Raw genomic sequence first — 19,208 nt, 5'->3', positions numbered from 1 at the left:
GCTTTGTACCGATAATTTTTTTAGTTTTGCCGCACTTAATCAAAGGTCCATGAAAAAGATTGTATTGCTACTGTTTTTGTTTATCGGTTTGAATGTGTTTTCTCAAACCAAAAACGAGCTTTTAGAACATTATGAAGCCTACTACAAAGAAATGCGCATGCAAGGCGACATTAATGGGGTTATTGGTGCTCTTACACATTTAAACGTGCTTTCACCGTCCAAAGAACGCAAAGACACCTTGGCATTTGTATACATGAACAACAATCAACATGTACAGGCCCTGAATACTATTGGAATTGAAAAAAGTGAGGCCGATTCTGACCTTGCCGTACAGGTAAAGGCTGTTTCACTTAAATCATTGAACCAGCCAAAAAGGGCGCTAGAGCATTTTGAGATATTGTATAAAAGAAATCCATCAGCCTATCTAGCCTATGAATTGGCCGATCTTAAGATACAAGTTGGAGACAACACGGGCGCCTCTACCAACATTGATTATGGCATCACCAATGCGACTGATGACATGAAATATGCATTCTACGAAAGACAACAGCCTTATGAAGTTCCGTTGAAGGCAGCTTTTTATCATTTGAAAGCCCTTGTGACCTACAACAATGACAAAGCAAAAATTGATGAGGCCATTGCGCTTATAGATGAAGCCCTTAAACTAGATTCTAACTTCAATTTGGCAAGTTTAAGTAAACAGGCTTTGCAGTCTCGAAAAGAAAATCCGGAGGGCGGGAACTAGCTTCCCTTATTTTAGCTTCTTCTTAAAATCCAGGAGCAGCAGACTGTCCTTTTCTTTTTTGATTTGGATCAGTTCCGAAACATTCTCATTGGGAACGGCTATGGATAGCACGTAGTGGGCTATTTTCCATTCACCATTGATTTTTTTGAGTACTCCAGAGCCTCTACATAATTTCATTTGGGTATCCAACACCTCGTCAAACCATGCAAATTCACCGGTCTCGATTACGTAAATGTTGCGCTCCACCGCTGTGAAACTCCATGCCTTGCCCTGATCAAAATACGGTTTAGAAAATTCGCGAAAAGCTTGATTTTGCCAATTTTCTGTAGCATCTGTCCCCAGAAATACACCATCTTGGGTCATTTTTCCAAAATATGCATCAAAATCAGCATTCGAAGCTGCCAAATGCCAACTATCCAATAACAGGTTGATTTCTTCCTTGTCCGTACTTTGCGCATTGAGGCCTAAGATAGAGGTCCAAAGTAATATGTAAAAGAATTTATTCTTCATCCAATATGAGTTTTTTATCCAACTGGCTATTTACCATGCTATTCAACTGACTTCGTAAGGCATTGTAGGCCTCCAACATTTCCACTGTTGGTTCGGTAGTTTCTTGATTTTCTAGAATACTGGATTTTACCTTGTACAAATACGTCTTCAACACCCGCTGCCTACTCTTTATCTGAAGCGAATTGAACATCTCTGGGTAGGTTCCCTCTTCCAAAAGCTTTTCCTTTTCTATAAGATCGTCAATTGCCAAGATTAGGTCCTCATTGTTGGTGGCCCGATAGAGAACATCAATACTTTCGTTAAATTTTTGGAAATCCTTCCAATTTTCGACAATGACCGTAGCTTCAGGATTCAAGCTTGTTTTGTCAGGCATTTTTTGGTACTCGAAAACCAGTTTCCCATCTTCTGCATCTTCATTGGCGTCTTGTTTTTTCTTGCACCCAAAAAGAACCAATAACCCAAAAAGGAGAGGTAACAATTTCTGCATAGGCGAATGTACAAATTTTAATAAAGGCTATCTTTACGCGCAAATGCAATTAACTCCATTTTAAATGCAAAAACCCATCCTTATCCTTGGTGCCTGCGGACAAATTGGCACCGAGTTGACCGTTGAGCTAAGAAAAAAGCATGGCTCGGACAATGTTGTTGCCAGTGATATTAGGGAAGGCAGCGAATCACTCGTAAATTCTGGCCCTTTTGAATTGCTGGATGCCACAAATTATGAAGCCATTGAGGATGTGGTGATGCACTATGAAATTGATGAGGTCTATCTTATGGCGGCTATGTTGAGTGCTACCGCCGAAAAATTTCCTATGAGGGCGTGGAACCTCAATATGGGCTCCTTGTTCAATGTGCTCAACCTTGCGAAAGAGCGCAAAATCTCTAAAATATTCTGGCCTTCAAGTATAGCCGTTTTTGGCCCCAACACCCCCAAGGAAAGTACTCCCCAAAACACGGTGATGGAACCGAGCACTGTTTACGGAATAAGCAAACAATCCGGGGAAAGATGGTGCGAATACTATTTCAGGAAGTTTGGAGTAGATGTGCGAAGTGTACGATATCCTGGTTTGATCAGTTGGAAGACCATGCCAGGTGGTGGAACCACAGATTATGCTGTGGAAATCTACCACGAAGCAATAAAAAAACAATCTTATGAGTGCTTCTTGAGTGAAGACACCAAATTGCCAATGATGTACATGGACGATGCCATCAGAGCAACAATAAGTCTAATGGAAAGCCCTTTGGATTCTGTGAAAGTACGTTCCTCCTACAATTTGGGAAGCATGAGCTTTACACCTGCGGAAGTGGCACAAAGCATAAAAGAACATATCCCAGATTTTGAAATAAGTTACGCTCCGGATTTTAGGCAAGAAATTGCAAATTCATGGCCCAGTAGTATTGATGATTCATCTGCTAGAAACGAATGGGGTTGGCGACCAAAATTTGACCTCAACAGCACTACGGCGGAGATGTTGGCAAACTTGGATAAAACCAAGTAGAGGTCATTCCTCCTCAGAGTCGGCAAAATCTTCTTCGGGGATTTCATCCATATCCTCAGCAACCAAGTCATCATCAAATTTGGCCATACTCTGTTCCAGTTTTGAACTGATTTTCACCAAATATTTGGTGTCTTCAGTTGAGACCTCCACTGCCTCAATCCTTTCTCCCTTAAGGTTCTTGAAATTGATGACATCATTGTCGCCATAGCCATCAGGATATTTTTCCACTAACAGCTTCAGCAATTCCGGTGTTAGCTTCTTGTAATCAACAATTACTCGTTTAAGGTTGTTCATGATTGATAGTGAGCTTATATCAAACTATCTTAAAATTAGAACAAAAAAGTTTTCGCTGTGAAAAAAATTAAGTGTTGTGGAAATCAGATTTTCCTCCCGTTTTTTCAATCAGTTTGATTAGATGAATCTCCACGCCTTTATCAATGGGTTTGAGCATGTCGTACATATTAAGGGCGACAACACTTGCTCCATGCATGGCCTCCACTTCTACTCCTGTTTTGTAGAAAGTTTTTACCGTTATTTTGATTGTAATTTCCAGCCCGTTAATTGTATAGTCTATACCACAATATTCAACGGGTAATGGATGACAATCCGGTAAAAGGTCGGCTGTTTTCTTAACGGCCAGAAAACCTGCGGCCTTGCTCATAGAAAATACATCTCCCTTGGGAACTGTTCCCTTTTTGATTGCCTCAATAGTATCCACGGAACTTACCTTAACAATTGCTTGGGCAACAGCCGTACGGTGGGTGGATTGTTTTTGTGTTATATCTACCATGAATTAGGTATTGACTTTCCATTGATATGTATCGTCTTCAAAAAGTTCCTTCCCGAAGACTGGAACATGTGCCTTGATCTCCTCAACCACAAATTCAAGCGCTTCAAATGCGGTTCTTCTGTGGGGAGAAGACACAAAAACGAACAAACAGATTTCTCCTACTCCCACTTTTCCCAAACTATGGTAGATGTGCATGCAAGTGATATCAAATTTGGAGAACGTACTTTCCCGTATCTCATGGAATTTCTGATTGGCCATATTTTCATATGCGGTATACTCAATGGCCGAAACGGTTTTCCCCTCAATATCATCTGCCCGTACCTGCCCCAAAAATATATCGTGGGCACCAATAGTGGTCTTGGATTGATGTTTGGCTATGGAATTCGCAATAAAATCCGGGGAAATGGCTCCTTCTACAAATACGTTCTTTAGCTTCTTTTCCATAAAACGACTTTTTGCTAAGGTACCAAGAAAACTAAAAAGAAGGGAGGGTTTTGTAGCCCCGGCAAGAATCGAACTTGCATCTAAAGTTTAGGAAACTTCTATTCTATCCATTGAACTACGGGGCCATTCTTAAAAATGGATAGCAAAAATATGTTTTTTCAAGGAACTATACACACTACTCAACACATAAAAAGACCCTGTTTCCATAGGCTTACATGATGACAGTTTAGGATATGGTTTTTTCTTGATCAAGAATCTTTTCAATGTAATTTCTTGAGAGTGGTTTGTCCACATAACCAGAAATCAGCTTATGCTCCTTGGCTATTGCCCGGTCCTTGGCATTAGTGAACGAGGATAGTATATAGACTTTGGGCAGCTTACTTTCCTTGAACAGGTTTTGAAGGTTTTCCAAAAAGGTCCATCCGTCCATCCCGTCCATGACCAGGTCCAGAAAAATGATGTGTGGCAATTCTTCGTTCTGTTCCATGAGTTCCACACATAGACTCAACCCTTCTTCTCCGCTGGAGCAAGTCATGATATCAAAATCTCCACTGGATTGCTGAATGCAGTATCGGGTCGCAAATTGCGACACCAAATCATCATCAATAATACAGACGGTAAGTTTCATATGGGGTTTTTAAAGGGAAGCTGCCCACAAAATTAAAATCTTAATGGAAATTCGCCTTCCATACTCGCCATGTGGTATGAATAACCCGTCAAGATTAACTTAATGGGGTAGTTTAGACCTTAACAACCCATACAAAAACGCACCGAGTACAGCTCCTAGAAGCACTACCAAAATTGGGACAAACCCTGCACCAGCCAATACGTACATTGGCCCCGGACATGCGCCGGCCAATGCCCAGCCCAGCCCAAACAAGGTTCCGCCAATGGCGTACCTTACAAATGACCGTTCCTTTTTGTCCAATATTATTTTCTCACCAAAAAGGGATTTTCTTTTGGTCTTTTTAACCCATTGAACAAACACCATTCCCACCAGCAAGGCTGAACCCATTATGCCATACATGTGGAAGGATTGAAATTGAAACATTTCGTATATCCGAAACCAAGATGCTGCCTCCGATTTAAAGAGCACAAAACCAAAAAATATACCAACGAATAGATAGGCCAAACTTCTCATGATCCAAAAATTAAGGGAAACAACAAATGGACCATGATAAGTCCTCCAACAAAAAAGCCGATTACCGCAATCAGGGATGGAAATTGTAGATTGCTCAATCCAGATATGGCGTGACCGGAAGTACAGCCTCCCGCGTAGCGGGTCCCAAAACCGACCAACAATCCCGCAACAAGGAGTAAAATCCATGTTTTGGGCTGAGAAAGTACTGCAACATCAAAGAGCTCGGTTGGCAAATATGCTTGCCCAGCGCTGTTAAACCCAAGTTCTTGCAGCTTATTGACAGTAGCTTGGGATATCTCTACCGCTGGGTCTGGAGAAAAGAAATTTGCGGCCAAATATCCCCCAATGACCGCTCCCAACACCACCAACAAGCTCCATCTTTTGGACTTTAGGTCTATCTTAAAGTAGTCGACAAATTTCCCTGCTCCTCCAATGGAACAGAACGTCTCCAGATTGGATGACATTCCAAATCGTTTCCCCATAAGGACCAAAATGGCCATCACCAGGGCAATAAGTGGGCCCGATACATACCAGGGCCATGATTGATAAAGCATATCCTTCTATTTCACGCAAAAATGAAGAAAATGCTCTAAAAAACAAATTTGGACCTTAATGGTCTTCTCTAATTGTTGATCCCAAATTTTTTAAGGATGTCCTCTAACAGGCACCATTTGGTCATTGAGGACTGCAGTAGATTGGCACCTACAAATGCAGTAAACCATAGCCAATTTATATTCACATAAATGGCCAATATCAAGCTGATCAAGATAAAACTTCCAGCCACTCCCCTAACAATTCTATTTCTCATTTCTTTGATTTTATACTGTTCGTTCAATAGGAATTTCCACTGCCCTTATTGGGTTCGTAATATGGCTCGCACTATTGAACTCTTCTAAATATTTGAACAATTCGGTTACTTTATCGTCTTCGGTAAAAGAGAAGAACAAATTGGAAGCCGCTCCGCCCCTTTCACTGGGGAACCAACTGCTGGAATATAGCAATGGAGGTACATTTTTATATCCGTCAATATCAGAGCCACTAAAGTTTTCTATACCTGCTTTTCTGAAAAGCTTGAAAACTTCACTTTTATATTCCTCTACGGTGGTAACAAGTATCATTTTCATAGTTAGTCATGTTTTTTGTGTTCAATCATGTAATAGACCAGGGGCACCACTAGAAGCGTCAATACAGTGGATGCGATGGTTCCGCCCATCAAGGAAATGGCCAATCCCTGGAAAATGGGATCAAAGAGAATAACAAAAGCTCCAATCACCACGGTTCCTGCGGTAAGTAAGATTGGAGTGGTCCTAACCGCTCCTGCCTCTATCACTGCTTGCTTGAAGGGCACTCCATCCCTTAATCTTAGATTAACGAAATCAATTAAGAGCACAGAGTTCCGCACCATAATTCCTGCAAGGGCAATCATGCCAATAAACGAAGTTGCGGTGAAGAATGCTCCCAGAATCCAGTGCCCCAATACAATTCCGATCAAGGAAAGCGGAATGGCCACCATCATCACCATAGGTGCTTTAAAATTTTGGAACCAACCTACAATCAACATGTAAATAATGACAATCACTCCTAGAAATGCTATTCCGAGGTCTCGGAAAACTTCCAAGGTAATTTGCCATTCACCATCCCATTTTACGGTAAAATCGTCCTCAAAATCGGGTTGGTTCATGTAGAGTTCATTGATGGAATATCCTTGAGGCAATTCCAGTTGATTCAGTTTATCTGTCATTCCCAAAATGGCATAGACTGGGCTTTCCAGCTTTCCAGCCATATCGGACATCACATAGACCACCCTTTTTTGGTTTTTTCGATAGATGCTCTTTTCCTTAATTCCTTCATTGATCTTCACCAAATCCCCTACCGAAACCATGTTCCCTTGCATTGATGCAATCTTCAACTGTTTGATTTTGTCCAAACTGGATTTCTCCTTCTCGGCCACGGTTAGCAAAATGCCTATTTGATCATAGGAATCTTCATTATAGATATGGGTTATGGGCCTTTCCCTAAAAGCCATGCCCATGGTATGCACAATCTGTTGGGGAGTAATGCCATAAAGCATTGCTTTTTCTTTATCTATGACAAAATCGTACTCCTTTTGGTCATCCTCAACCATCCAATCCACATCCACAACATCCGTGGTGTTTTCAAGAATGGCCTTTACCTTATTGGCTATTTCTATTTGTTTTTCATAATCTGGACCATACACTTCGGCAACGATGGTAGACAATACAGGCGGTCCCGGTGGCACTTCAACAATCTTAATGTTGGCATTGTGTTTTTTACCCAATTCCTGAATTTTTGGCCTCAACAGTTTGGCAATATCATGGCTCTGTTCGCTTCGGTCATGTTTGTCAGTTAGATTCACTTGGATATCGGCCATGTTACTTCCTCCTCGAAGATCATAATGCCTTACCAGACCGTTGAAGGTGATAGGGGCCGAAGTTCCCACATAGCTTTGATAATTGACCACTTCTAGGCGAGTGGACAAATAGGCGCCGATTTCTTTGGCAACTACTGCTGTTCGTTCCAAGGTGCTGCCTTCAGGAAGGTCTATCACCACCTGAAATTCGTTTTTATTGTCAAATGGCAACATTTTTACCGCTACCGATTTGGTAAAGAACATGGCTATGGAAGCCATTAACAAGAAAAAAGTAATCCCTAGAAACAACCAGCGCTTTTTACGATTCTCAATCAGTGGCCTCTCAAAACGGTCATACATTCTATAAATGAATGAGTCTTGCATTTTGGCGGCGGGTTTTTCCTCCTGCTTTTTGTCTTTTTCCCTCAAAAAGAGATATCCCAAATATGGAGTAATAGTCAATGCCACAAAAAGGGACAGCAACATGGCTATGGATGCCCCAATGGGCATAGGCGACATATAAGGTCCCATTAATCCTGAAACAAAGGCCATAGGGAGTACGGAAGCTATGACCGTAAAGGTTGCCAAAATAGTAGGGTTACCCACCTCATTGATTGCGTAGAGCGCTGCGTCCTTAAATGGCAATCGTTTCATTTTAAAATGACGGTGCATGTTCTCTGCAATAATGATGGAGTCATCCACTACAATACCGGTCACAAAAACAAGGGCAAAAAGGGTAATTCTATTTAACGTATAATCCAGCATGTAATAGCTGAGCAAGGTTAGGGCAAATGTGATGGGCACGGACAGAAACACAACCAAGCCTCCACGCCAGCCCATGGCCAACATCACAACAAAGGTTACTGCAATAATGGCCCCGATCAAGTGCAGCAATAGCTCAGATACTTTCTGCGAGGCCGTTTGTCCATAATTTCGCGTTACTTCAACCTGTACCTCATTTGGAATAAGTGTGGTTTTTAAACGCTCTACTTTCTCGAGTACAACGTCAGCAATTTTCATGGCATCCGCCCCTTTTCGTTTAGCTATGGAAATGGTCACTGCGGGATATTCCGATCTGTACTCTGCCGATTTTTCGCTGGCAGCTCCAAAACCTAAGGAAACATAGTTTTTTGGCAGTTCTGGTCCGTCAGTAACCATGGCAATCTGTCTTAAATAAATAGGCTGGCCTTGCTTTGTTCCTACAATAAGGTTTTCCAAATCCTGTGCGGACTGTAAAAATTTACCTGTACTGATATGGAATTCGGTATCGTTGGTATAGAAGTTACCCGAATCCATCTGTTGGTTATTGGCCTTCACCATTTGGGCAATCGCCAGAAAGTCCAATCCGCTTTCTGCCATCTTATCTTTATCCACCTCTACCCGAAGTTGGCGATTTCTACCTCCAATCTTTTTGGTGATGGAAACATCATTCACCTTTTCAATTTCGTTCATCAACTCTGCTGAAATTTCCCGCAACTGAAAATCATCATAAGTTTCGCTCCAAAGCGTAAGGGCCAACATGGGTACATCATCAATAGCACGGGTTTTTACCAAAGGCATGGTTACACCTTCAGGCATTTCGTCCATGTGCTTGTTGATCTCATCATAGAGTCTTACCAAAGAACGCTCAATGTCTTCCCCAACATAAAACTGAACAATAACCATCCCCTGCTCTTTCATGGAGGTGGAGTATACGTATTCCACTCCCTTAATATTGGATATGATCTTTTCCAGAGGTTTTGTAATTCTGGATTCCACCTCTGTTGGGCTAGCCCCAGGGTATCCCACAAAAATATCTGCCATGGGCACATCAATCTGTGGCTCTTCTTCCCTTGGGATCAAGAAAGAACTGTACACCCCAATGATCATGAATACGATCATCAAAAGCACCGTTAGCTTGGAGCCAATAAAACCTCTCGCTATTTTTCCTGCAAGTCCGTCTTTCATCCCTACCTAGTTTAGGTTATTGTATGGTTACTTTAGCTCCGTTGAACAGCTTTCCATCTGAAGAAAGGATATATTTTTCTCCTTTGGAAAGTCCCGAAAGCACTTCTACCTCATCTCCATAACTATCTCCAAGCCTTAGCCATCGCAAAAGCGCAACATTGTCTTGTCCCACCGTATAAATTCCCGATAGTTGTCCTTGATGCACCAAGGCCTTGGACGGAACCGTCAATATCCCCTCTTCATTTTTCTCTTTGTCCGTCTCTAGCCTTATGGTTGCATACATGCCTGACAATATTCTGGCCTCAGAATGGTCCAACAATACTTTCATTACATATTGGCCGCCTGTATTTTGTGCCGAAGCACTCAACTCGCTCACCTTACCACTTAAAGTGGTGTCCAATGCTTTAATGTGAACTAGGGCATTCATCCCAGTTTCAATATTTCCAATTTTGTTTTCATCTACCTTGGCCTCTACCTCAAAACTACCTGGGGACTCAACTGACACCAACGGCATTCCAGGATTGGCCATATCACCTTCATCTACATAGGTGTTGGTTACCACGCCGTTGAATGGCGCCCTGATGTTGACGTAGGCAAATTGTGAATTGACCTCGTTTTTCATTTGATGGGCAGCCTCAAGTCGAGCCTTGGCCATTTCAAAACGAGCGGTCATGTCATCCAATTCTTTTTGGGAAGCACTGTTTTCCTTGAAGAGATTTGTGAATCTTTCGTAATCTTTTTTTGCATTGGTGTAAGCTGCGTTGGCTTCGGTAATGGAAGCATCTACTTGAGCTCTCTTTGCTTTTAAATCTACATTGTTTATGGATACAAGCAGATCTCCTTTTTTTATTTTTTGTCCAATTTTTATTGGGAGCTTCTCTACATGCCCCATCATTCTAGTGCTTAGCGTAGCATTGTTCACCGCAGCTATTTGACCGCTTCCGGCCAATATGGAAGATTCACCTCCCACAGCCACTTCAGCAACAGATACTCGTACTGGTTCTGAATCAATTTGGGTCGACTTTGCATCACTTCCACATGCCATAACTGTCAACCCCATGAGGGCCACTGCAAATATTGTTTTATAGGTATATCTATTTTTCATATCGAATTTTTATTCTTTGGTTAAAAAAGTGAGCAAGGATTGCGCTTGATTAAATTCATACACGGTTTGATAGTAGGCCAATTGCCTCTCTGCATACAATGCCTCAGCCATGAGCAGATCCGTGGTTTTTTCCAATCCCTCTTTGAACCGATTTGTTCGGATTCTCAACGATTCCCCTGATTGCTCCATGGCAAGTTTGGAAGTTTCCAACTTGCTTTGGGCAACTTGCGCCGTTCTTAAGGCACGTTGTAGTTCCATATTGCTCTTGGAAAGGTATTGTTGGTATTCTTGTTTGGATTTTTCATAGCCAGCCTTGCTCTTTCCGGTTTTTGCAAATCGCTGGGCCCCTTTGAATACATCCCAGCTTAAGCTCGCCCCAAATAGGTAGCCTTTTGCATCTGCCTGAAAAACTTCATCATCATACAATTCATATCTGGCAAAGGCATTGAGCCGGGGCAGAAAAGTCATTTTGTCCGCCCTCATATTAGATTTGTAAGCTTTTGATACCAAATCCATGGCACGCACATCTGCTCTACTCTCTAATGTGCTTCCCGTATCGGTCTTCAAGCTCGTTGGGGTCAATTTTTCGGCCGGTTCATATGTTGTTATCCCTTGCTCGTTCATTAAAAAGGCCAAGTAGTCCGATGCATTTTGAACATTGCTCTTGGCTGTTTGCAACTGATTGGCCACTTCGGTCATCCGTACTTTGGCTTCAAGCAGGTCCGCCTTTTGAAGTAATCCTTGATCATAGCTGTTTTCTGTTAAGTCATGATTAGCGCTTGCCGACTTAAAGGCTTTTTCCAACACTTCAACAGCCACGTAGGCCAATTGAAGCTGGGAGTATGCTTTTTCAGATTCAAAAACCAGATAATCCTTTGTTCTCTGGGATTGAAGCTCTTTGGCTTCCATGGTGGTCTTGGCCGCCTTTCTTTGATAGAATCCATCTACATTGATCAAGGGTTGCTCCACAGAAATTCTGGTAGCAAAACTTTCTATCTGATCTGGGTCGTTCAATGTTGACGGTACAAAATCGGCCTGGGTCAAAATTTCCTGGTTCAGCTTGGACCCAAATGCCATTAGGGGGTTGGTGGTTGCAATCCCTGTATGCGAAATGGAGATTTGAGGCAAAAAGACCGAACTGGACAGGTTGTAGTCATATTTGGCCATTTTAGCCTCCTGTTCCGATACTTTTATACTGGCATTGGACTCATGGACCTTGGTCAGAACCTCGTCCAGAGCTATCGTTGTTTTAGTTTGGGCATTGAGCCATCCAACAGTTGTGACGGTCAACAATATCAAAATCCATTTTCTTTTAATCATGCCTTTTAATCTCTTTTGAGGCAAAATTAAAATGGGCCATTTACCCACACAGTAACATGAGTTACCGACAAAAAATGACTTTTGTTTCCTAAAAGGATTTAGGAATCACGAAAAACATCCAAGAAGCTAAATCTGGAATAAAAAATAGTATGGGGATATAGTAATTATTACTTTTTTCCGCTGTTCATCAGCGCAAGTACTGCACCTACCAATACAATTACCACCAAGGCGAACAATCCAATCATCCAAATACCATTTTCCCAGGAAACTAAAGGAATGGAAAGAAGAGTTTTCATATACACGGGTTTTAATGCAACCAAATATAAAGGCTATACCTTCCTCAAATCATGATAATTCTCATGAAAAGAAAGGTTAATGTGTTTAAGGGCTATACTTTTTTCCCTTTCATCATTTTGTTCCAATACAAATAGGGTAATCCATATTTTTTGAACATATAAAGTCGCCAGTGCTCTTTGGCACTGTTGAAGACCAACATCCGTTTTAGTTTTGGATCTGGAATAAAGTTGTTCTTGTAATCAAATTCGGCCAAGGTCATTTTTCCATAACCTGTAACCAACGGGCATGAGGAATATCCGTTGTAAGAATGGTTGTCCGCGGTCTTATCGGCCATCAACTTTACAAGGTTGTCCACAACAACCGGGACCTGCTTTCTTACCGCTGCTCCAGTCTTGGCAGTTGGTAGCCCCGCAACATCTCCCAATCCAAAAATGTTAGGGTATTTTTTGTGCTGCATGGAGTGATGATCTACATCCAACCAACCTGCATCATTGGAGAGCACAGATTCGCGTACAAACTTTGGCGCTGCCTGGGGAGGGGCCAAATGAAGCATATCAAATGGAACATGGATATCAACATCTCCGTACATCTTTTCCCCCAGGTCATTGTCTTCATTGATCACACATGTGTTTTCATCTGGGGCCGTATGGCTGAAATGCACAATCCTATTTTCAATATCTATTTCTTTTGGGGCATAAAAAGGCTTGAAGTGGATTCCGTAACGGTCTATTACATGCATCAGGGTCTCCCTAATTTCTTTTACACCAAAAATGACGGTTCCCGGAGTAGCAAAAATGACATTGGCTTTATCTTTTAGACCATTTTTTCTGAAGTAATCTGCTGCCAGGTATGCAATTTTTTGTGGTGCACCTCCGCATTTAATAGGTGTTGTAGGTTGAGTGAAAAGTGCGTTACCTCCCTTAAAATTTCTAAGGGTTTCCCATGTATGTTCGGGATTTATATAGTTACTGCACGCAACACCTTGTTCCAGTGCTTCGGGCAACCCTTTTATCATTCCCGGTTCCATTACCAGTCCTGTGGCCACCACCAAATAGTCATAGGTTATATTTCCACTTTCCAAGGTAGAAACCAAGTTATTCTCAGGATCAAACCCTGTTGCCCTATCCTTTATCCAATCCACCCCTTTTGGCATAATATCCGCCGTTGCCCTAACCGTTTTATCAAATTCGTAGTCGCCGGCACCCACCAGGGTCCACGCAGGTTGATAATAATGGGTTTCTGAAGGTTCTATAATTGCAATATCCAATTTTGCATTTTTCCTCAACATTTGTGCAGCGGTCATAATTCCGGCCGTACCTCCACCAATCACTAAAATTTGATAATGGGATTTCATGTTTACTGATTTAATTGTTTCACGTAAAATACTGACCATTGTCATAAAAATTTGTAACCAATGTTACATAGTCCTCAAAACAGTATTCAATTCTTTGAAGATTTGACAACAAAAAAAGCCGCCCAACGGGACGGCTTTTTATCAACCAACCAAGAAACCTAATTTTTGACCTTATGAGAATCAATCCAAAAAAGGCTGATTCAAGTAGGACAAAAACTAACAAAACGTTTAAGACAAATGTTCCAGCCTAAGCTGATAATTTGTTTCTCTCCAAAACTAAAACTTGTTCACCAATACTTTAGTAACCTCTGTTACATAGAGCTATTCAATTTTATAGTATTTTTAAGTTTGGGATATTTCAATGGATAGAAGAGATTTTTCACAGAAGCTATCTTTGGCCGCCATGGCCAGTATTTTGGGCACTGAAATTGTTTTCGGCAACCAAATGCCCTCAACGTACCTTCCGTTGGGACTTCAGGATTCCGATCCTTTTAAACTTTTTAAAAAGGATGGGGAAATGGAAGTACTCAATAATAGACCTTGGAACATTGAGGCCAAGGCCCACCTACTTAACGATAAGATTACTCCAAACAAGTTCATGTTCATCAGAAACAATGGTAAGATTCCGGAGAACATTGATCCTTCTACTTGGACATTGACCATTGATGGCGAATCTGTAAATAGAAAAAAAACATATACTCTCTCCGAGTTAAAAACCAAGTTTCCGCAATATACCTATCAATTGACCTTGGAATGTGGGGGTAATGGCAGAAGCGAATTCAATCCTCCCGCCAAAGGAAACCAATGGACCGTTGGAGCAGTTTCTTGCGCCAATTGGACCGGAGTACGTCTAAGAGACATCCTTGAAGATGTAGGCATAAAATCAAATGCCGTGTACATCGGCTATCATGCCGCGGACACCCACTTAAGTGGAGACCCTAACAAAGAACCTATTTCCAGGGGCGTTCCTATTTCCAAGGCAATGCAAGATGAAACCTTAGTGGCTTTTTCTATGAACGGAGAAGATATTCCTATTGCCCATGGTTTTCCATTGCGATTGGTCTGTGGGGGTTGGCCAGCATCTACTTCGGGCAAATGGATAACCCGTTTAAGTGTAAGAGATGTAGTTCACGATGGGGCAAAAATGGGCGGCACCTCTTATCGCGTTCCCTGCGAAACTGTAGCCCCGGGGAGCAAGGTGGAAGACTCCAACATGTGCATTATTGAGTCCATGCCGGTAAAGTCGCTGATTACATACCCGAAAAGTGGAGCCCTTCTTAAAGAAGGGAAAGTGTTGAAAATTAATGGGCATGCCTGGGCGGGTGAACTGGAGGTCTCGAAAATGGAATTCTCCATAGACTTTGGCAGTACCTGGCAGCACTGTACTCTTGAAAAACCGACAAATCGTTTAGCATGGCAACACTTTGATACTTCAGTTTCCTTCCCAAAAAAAGGTTATTACGAAGTTTGGGCCAGAGCAACGGATTCTAATGGGAAAAGTCAACCTATGGTATTGCCAGGATGGAATCCGAAGGGATATCTGAACAATGCCTGCCATAGAATCGCAGTTAAAGTTGTTTGATTATGGAGAATACCTTTAGAGATCAAATCAAATTGCTCTCCAGAATGCTCTTTACATTTTTCTTCTTGTTTTTGATTCTGATTGGAGGGTTGTTTTATCTCATTGATAATCCTGAAACTTTTGAATCCAGCAAGACAGATTCCTTGCAAGATGTAACCGAAGCTGACGACAAAGTCGAGAATACTATTGACCTGGCCAACGGATTTATAGACGATGAGGGAATGGAAGCGACCATACAGAACTGCACAGGTTGCCACTCGGCCCAATTGGTCACTCAAAACAGAATGAGCAGAGAGGGGTGGAAGGCCACCATAAAGTGGATGCAGGAGACACAGAACTTATGGGACCTGGGTGCTAATGAAGAGCTAATTCTTACTTATTTGTCTAAAAACTATGCTCCAACTAAAAAAGGGCGAAGGCAAAATTTGGAAAATATTGAATGGTACGAACTTGAATGAACATTATGGAAAACTATTTAGATGCTTTGATCAATGGCTTTTTATCTACCACAAAATGGACCTGGAAATCGATTTTGTTCGAAGTACCCTGGTACACCAACTATTTCTGGGGACTCATAGTTATTTCTCTACTAGTTTGGGGGTTGGAAATTCTATTTCCATGGAGGAAAAACCAATCTATTTTTAGACGCGATTTTTGGTTGGATGCTTTTTACATGTTCTTCAACTTCTTCCTTTTTGCCATTATCATCAGTGGGGTTTATGACGTACTTAAGGTACTTTTTGGGGAAATCGGTATAACGGCCAAAAGTCTTGCCTTGATCGATACTTCTTCGTGGCCGGTATGGGCAGAATTATTGCTGTTCTTTTTTATCCTAGACTTTGTACAGTGGTTCACCCACGTATGCCTACACAGATTTCCTGTCCTGTGGAGATTCCATCAAGTTCACCATAGTGTAAAGGAAATGGGCTTTGCTGCACATTTACGCTACCACTGGATGGAAAATATTCTGTACAAACCCCTAAAAACGTTTGGGGTAATGCTCTTGGGTGGATTTGAGCCTGAACAAGCTTATATCGTTCATTTTGCTGCCATAGCCATTGGACATTTTAACCACGCCAATATTAAATTGACCTGGGGTCCTTTGAAATATATTTTCAACAACCCAGTGATGCACTTATACCATCATGCATATACGCTTCCCAGAGGGTCCTTTGGGGTGAACTTTGGCATAAGTCTTAGTTTATGGGATTACATTTTCAGAACCAACTATATCCCTGAAGAAAGTGGAACCATTCCACTGGGGTATCCTGGCGACGAAACCATGCCCAAAAGTTTTTGGGGACAGTTGGTCTATGGGTTTAAAAAAAGCAAAAAATAAACCCCAGAAGCTAAATTTCTGGGGGTAATTTGTATATAATTTTAATCCAAAGACCAATACAATCAACATGAGTTATCTTGCCCGTCAAAAGTCCAACCCTTTTCATTTTCCAAAAAGGTTTGGGCCTCAAAAGCTTCTACATCGCAGTGCCCCATTAAATCCATTCCAAATGTAATGTTACTTGGTACATTTTCTTGTCCTGCCCAGCCAATGATTGTTTTGGCATAGTTTTCAGGCGAAAGTCCAGAAGCATCTAACATACTGTTCATTTCTTGAACATTACCGATATTCCATCCGCCAAGATCCTGATTGAATTCAGTGGCATATGCAAACATCCCGAACATGGTTTCAACATTGTCCACCTTCCAATCACTGATATCACCATTGAAAGAACTTGCATAGGCAAACATGTTCCTCATCTTTTTAATTGTACTTACATCCCAGTTGCTCAAATTGCCATTGAAAGAGGTGGCATTATAGAACATCGCGGTTAAATCCATGACCAATGAAAGATCTGGTACATCTGTTGCGTTGTACATCATATTCTGGCAACTCTGAAATGCTAGAGCAAAGCTTTCCCATTCAATGGCTCCCCATTGTTCAATGCTCATCAGTTTTGCGGCTGACGGGCTTTGGGACATAATAATTCTTGGAAACTTTCCATTTATGGCAATAGTATGCGTGCCCGGACTAGTAAATTCGTGTGATGGGGATACACCTGTAGTAATAGTTTCCACAGTGCCATCTCCCCAGTCTATAGTGTAATCATAAACAAGACCTCCATCTGTTCCTATAATAACAATTTCATTGGCCTCGGTAGTCTCAAACGTAAGCACAAAGGAGGTCACTTCTTTGGCCAAGGGTGCATCAACCACATTGCTTACTTTGATAGTAATTATAGCTTCAGCGGAATCTGTACCATCACTTGCCCTTACGGTTATCTGGTGGGAGGTGGCCGTTTCATAGTCCAAGCTTTTGCCATCGGCAAGTCTCAGGTCTCCCTCCGAAGTTAGTTCAAATAAATCATTGTCGTTCGTGACAATCGCAAAAGTAAGGATGTCACCATCTGGATCAGATGCTATGACAGTATCAATATAAAGGTTGCTTTCCAAATCTTCGGCCACTTCAAATTCCTGTGTCGCTATGATGGGCGCTTGGTTCGCTGCCGCAACTTCCGTAACGTTAATGGTCATGGTGGCTTTTGCGCTATCCGTGCCATCAGAGACACTTACAATAATGGTGTGCGAGGTGGCCGTGGCATAATCCAGGCTTTTCCCACTGGTCAGGGTCAATATCCCATTATCGGAAATGGCGAACAAGTTGTTGTCATTGGTAGTTATGGAAAAGGTGAGTTTGTCACCGTCACCATCAGTGGCCTTTACGGTGCCTATTGGGTCGGTATCCGATAGGTTCTCCTTTACATTAAAGGATTGTGCCGCAATCTCCGGTTCAGTGTTTGTTGTTGCATCATCGTCCTTTCCACAGGAAAATACCATCAGGATTAGAAGGGTCACTGGGACCAATAAGTTTCTTAATTTCATGATTTGGGCCATTTAAAAGGATTAAGACCTAAAAATGGGCCTTATTTTCCTTTTGGCCCCTGCCCGATTCATGGATATAGGGTTTGGGTTGACGGATGCGTTATTTTTGGCCAATATGTGGATTTTGGATTCCGAAACAAGTTCGGAATGACATTGGACCAGAAAGTCACGTTTAACCTATACTGTTCTACTGAGCATCCGCATCAAAAACAATGCTCCAGATTCCCCTGACCTGGTCAACATCATAGCCAACGGCCAAATCTTCTGGATATAACAGCGACAATTGTTCCTGTACTTCCTGTGACGGATAGCCGTGACACTTTAGGCACATGCTATTGGTTACAATAGGGTAATAAAAATTAACCTCGTATTCTTCTTCAACAATTATAGGTTCTATTGAATTACCTTCGGCCAGTTCTTTTTTGAAGGTAGCAATGTGTTCTTTTTCTATCTCGTTTGCTCTATTTTTTGGATTTCTAGGTTTGTCCGAAACTCTTTTTATTCTGGCATTATAGGCAATGGCCATACTATCTGTGAGAGGATACGCTCTTTCATTGCAAAAGGCCACCGCGGCAACCTCTCCTTTGTTCTGGATAGTCCCCATAAGATTTTTTCCCAAGACCTTTTTGGTTCCCAAAGCATACTTCAAACCAATATCATTATAATCTAATTTTGAGGAAACCGGATTGTTTTCTTTCTTCCCAGGATTGTAATCAATCCCCCCTCTTCGCTCTTCCCAATGCTCTTTGAACCATTCAGGTTCCTCAATTTGGTATTCGAACATGTATTCCGCTATTTTTTGAATTTCCTGCTCTGGATAATATTGATAGGGCATCAATCCAAATCGTTGAACTGCTCCGGTTAGCTTTACCTTTTCCTGAGATGGGGCCTTAATAAAGTCTGAAATTGCGTTTACAAAGCCTTCCTTGTCCTTGAACTCCTCCAAATAATGGCCTTTTATAGCAACCATGGGTGGGCCAATTCGGGTCCCTTTTTCTGGTTCCGAAGGACTATGGCACAAATAACATTTGGTCTCCATGAGTTTCTTTCCCTCATGTTCAACCGCGGGCTGTTCCTCTTGCTGTTCAACAGAAGAAATCTTACTATCGGGTTTCTTCTTGCAAGAAAACATCAAAAAGATGAATAGAATAAAAAGGACTTTGCTTTTCATAGAAAAATCAAACTGTTTTGCGGGTACTCCCTAGAATTGAGGTCTGAGATTT

At 41.8% G+C, this 19,208-nt stretch carries 22 protein-coding genes and 1 tRNA gene; 5 read left to right on the top strand and 18 right to left on the bottom strand.

The genetic code is table 11. From position 1 onward, the window contains the following. Window positions 1–49 precede the first annotated feature (49 nt). Window positions 50–745, top strand: a complete 696-nt coding sequence (locus DX873_RS12185) for a hypothetical protein (protein ID WP_116184697.1) — start codon at window positions 50–52, stop codon at window positions 743–745. Window positions 746–751: 6 nt separating this feature from the next. Here the strand turns inward: DX873_RS12185 and DX873_RS12180 are convergent, their stop codons facing one another. Both DX873_RS12180 and DX873_RS12175 read right to left on the bottom strand, forming a co-directional pair. After that, a complete protein-coding gene (locus tag DX873_RS12180; protein WP_116184696.1) occupies window positions 752–1,255 on the bottom strand; it encodes a nuclear transport factor 2 family protein in 504 nt (167 codons plus the stop codon). Further along, a complete protein-coding gene (locus tag DX873_RS12175) occupies window positions 1,245–1,742 on the bottom strand; it encodes a hypothetical protein (protein ID WP_116184695.1) in 498 nt (165 codons plus the stop codon). The genes DX873_RS12180 and DX873_RS12175 overlap by 11 nt, the downstream gene beginning before the upstream one ends. Window positions 1,743–1,806: 64 nt before the next feature. Here DX873_RS12175 and DX873_RS12170 point away from each other — a divergent pair, with 64 nt between their 5' ends. Beyond that, a complete protein-coding gene (locus DX873_RS12170; RefSeq protein ID WP_116184694.1) occupies window positions 1,807–2,754 on the top strand; it encodes an NAD-dependent epimerase/dehydratase family protein in 948 nt (315 codons plus the stop codon). A 3-nt stretch (window positions 2,755–2,757) separates the two neighbouring features. Here DX873_RS12170 and DX873_RS12165 read toward each other — a convergent pair whose 3' ends face one another. The 14 genes from DX873_RS12165 to DX873_RS12105 all read right to left on the bottom strand — a co-directional run bounded on the left by DX873_RS12165 (window position 2,758) and on the right by DX873_RS12105 (window position 13,523). Continuing rightward, window positions 2,758–3,048: a hypothetical protein gene (locus DX873_RS12165; RefSeq protein WP_116184693.1), complete on the bottom strand. Its 291-nt coding sequence runs from the start codon at window positions 3,046–3,048 to the stop codon at window positions 2,758–2,760. 67 nt (window positions 3,049–3,115) lie between these two features. Continuing rightward, entirely contained in the window at window positions 3,116–3,544 is a 429-nt protein-coding gene (moaC, locus tag DX873_RS12160; RefSeq protein ID WP_116184692.1) for a cyclic pyranopterin monophosphate synthase MoaC, read from the bottom strand. A gap of 3 nt (window positions 3,545–3,547) precedes the next feature. After that, window positions 3,548–3,988 carry a molybdenum cofactor biosynthesis protein MoaE gene (locus DX873_RS12155; RefSeq protein WP_116184691.1) on the bottom strand — a complete coding sequence of 147 codons (441 nt, stop codon included), beginning with the start codon at window positions 3,986–3,988 and terminating at the stop codon, window positions 3,548–3,550. Between the two features lie 53 nt (window positions 3,989–4,041). Next, window positions 4,042–4,113 (bottom strand) — tRNA-Arg (locus tag DX873_RS12150). Window positions 4,114–4,214: 101 nt separating this feature from the next. Next, the gene (locus DX873_RS12145; RefSeq protein ID WP_116184690.1) at window positions 4,215–4,616 is read right to left on the bottom strand and encodes a response regulator; all 402 of its coding nucleotides are present in this window, start codon (window positions 4,614–4,616) and stop codon (window positions 4,215–4,217) included. Window positions 4,617–4,715: 99 nt separating this feature from the next. After that, a complete protein-coding gene (locus tag DX873_RS12140) occupies window positions 4,716–5,129 on the bottom strand; it encodes a DUF6691 family protein (RefSeq protein ID WP_116184689.1) in 414 nt (137 codons plus the stop codon). After that, the gene (locus tag DX873_RS12135; protein ID WP_116184688.1) at window positions 5,126–5,683 is read right to left on the bottom strand and encodes a YeeE/YedE family protein; all 558 of its coding nucleotides are present in this window, start codon (window positions 5,681–5,683) and stop codon (window positions 5,126–5,128) included. The genes DX873_RS12140 and DX873_RS12135 overlap by 4 nt, the downstream gene beginning before the upstream one ends. A gap of 68 nt (window positions 5,684–5,751) precedes the next feature. Further along, complete coding sequence (locus DX873_RS12130; RefSeq protein ID WP_116184900.1) at window positions 5,752–5,937, bottom strand: YgaP family membrane protein; 186 nt, start codon at window positions 5,935–5,937, stop codon at window positions 5,752–5,754. A gap of 10 nt (window positions 5,938–5,947) precedes the next feature. Further along, a complete protein-coding gene (locus DX873_RS12125) occupies window positions 5,948–6,253 on the bottom strand; it encodes a hypothetical protein (RefSeq protein WP_116184687.1) in 306 nt (101 codons plus the stop codon). A gap of 2 nt (window positions 6,254–6,255) precedes the next feature. Continuing rightward, window positions 6,256–9,447, bottom strand: a complete 3,192-nt coding sequence (locus DX873_RS12120) for an efflux RND transporter permease subunit (RefSeq protein WP_116184686.1) — start codon at window positions 9,445–9,447, stop codon at window positions 6,256–6,258. 16 nt (window positions 9,448–9,463) lie between these two features. Further along, on the bottom strand, window positions 9,464–10,552 hold the full coding sequence (locus tag DX873_RS12115; RefSeq protein WP_116184685.1) for an efflux RND transporter periplasmic adaptor subunit: 1,089 nt from the start codon (window positions 10,550–10,552) through the stop codon (window positions 9,464–9,466). Between the two features lie 9 nt (window positions 10,553–10,561). After that, complete coding sequence (locus DX873_RS12110) at window positions 10,562–11,872, bottom strand: TolC family protein (RefSeq protein ID WP_116184684.1); 1,311 nt, start codon at window positions 11,870–11,872, stop codon at window positions 10,562–10,564. A gap of 167 nt (window positions 11,873–12,039) precedes the next feature. Continuing rightward, on the bottom strand, window positions 12,040–12,168 hold the full coding sequence (locus DX873_RS19160; RefSeq protein WP_262511005.1) for a hypothetical protein: 129 nt from the start codon (window positions 12,166–12,168) through the stop codon (window positions 12,040–12,042). A gap of 92 nt (window positions 12,169–12,260) precedes the next feature. Further along, window positions 12,261–13,523, bottom strand: a complete 1,263-nt coding sequence (locus DX873_RS12105; protein WP_116184899.1) for an NAD(P)/FAD-dependent oxidoreductase — start codon at window positions 13,521–13,523, stop codon at window positions 12,261–12,263. 361 nt (window positions 13,524–13,884) lie between these two features. Here DX873_RS12105 and DX873_RS12100 point away from each other — a divergent pair, with 361 nt between their 5' ends. From DX873_RS12100 to DX873_RS12090, 3 genes are read left to right on the top strand one after another with little or no spacing between them, the layout of a single operon-like run. Then, window positions 13,885–15,105: a sulfite oxidase gene (locus DX873_RS12100; RefSeq protein ID WP_116184683.1), complete on the top strand. Its 1,221-nt coding sequence runs from the start codon at window positions 13,885–13,887 to the stop codon at window positions 15,103–15,105. 2 nt (window positions 15,106–15,107) lie between these two features. Further along, a complete protein-coding gene (locus tag DX873_RS12095) occupies window positions 15,108–15,563 on the top strand; it encodes a monoheme cytochrome C (RefSeq protein ID WP_116184682.1) in 456 nt (151 codons plus the stop codon). 5 nt (window positions 15,564–15,568) lie between these two features. Beyond that, complete coding sequence (locus DX873_RS12090) at window positions 15,569–16,444, top strand: sterol desaturase family protein (protein WP_116184898.1); 876 nt, start codon at window positions 15,569–15,571, stop codon at window positions 16,442–16,444. Window positions 16,445–16,506: 62 nt separating this feature from the next. Here DX873_RS12090 and DX873_RS12085 read toward each other — a convergent pair whose 3' ends face one another. Together DX873_RS12085 and DX873_RS12080 are read right to left on the bottom strand one after the other, a co-directional pair. Next, window positions 16,507–17,985, bottom strand: coding sequence for a BspA family leucine-rich repeat surface protein (locus DX873_RS12085; protein WP_181899492.1), 1,479 nt, complete (start codon window positions 17,983–17,985; stop codon window positions 16,507–16,509). A gap of 187 nt (window positions 17,986–18,172) precedes the next feature. Beyond that, window positions 18,173–19,156 carry a c-type heme family protein gene (locus DX873_RS12080; RefSeq protein WP_116184680.1) on the bottom strand — a complete coding sequence of 328 codons (984 nt, stop codon included), beginning with the start codon at window positions 19,154–19,156 and terminating at the stop codon, window positions 18,173–18,175. Between the last annotated feature and the right edge of the window lie 52 nt (window positions 19,157–19,208).

Source organism: Flagellimonas nanhaiensis, assembly GCF_003382275.1.
Taxonomy (GTDB): Bacteria; Bacteroidota; Bacteroidia; order Flavobacteriales; family Flavobacteriaceae; genus Flagellimonas; species Flagellimonas nanhaiensis.
Note: the sequence above shows the minus strand (reverse complement) of the source record. Positions and strands in the feature narration are given on the sequence as shown.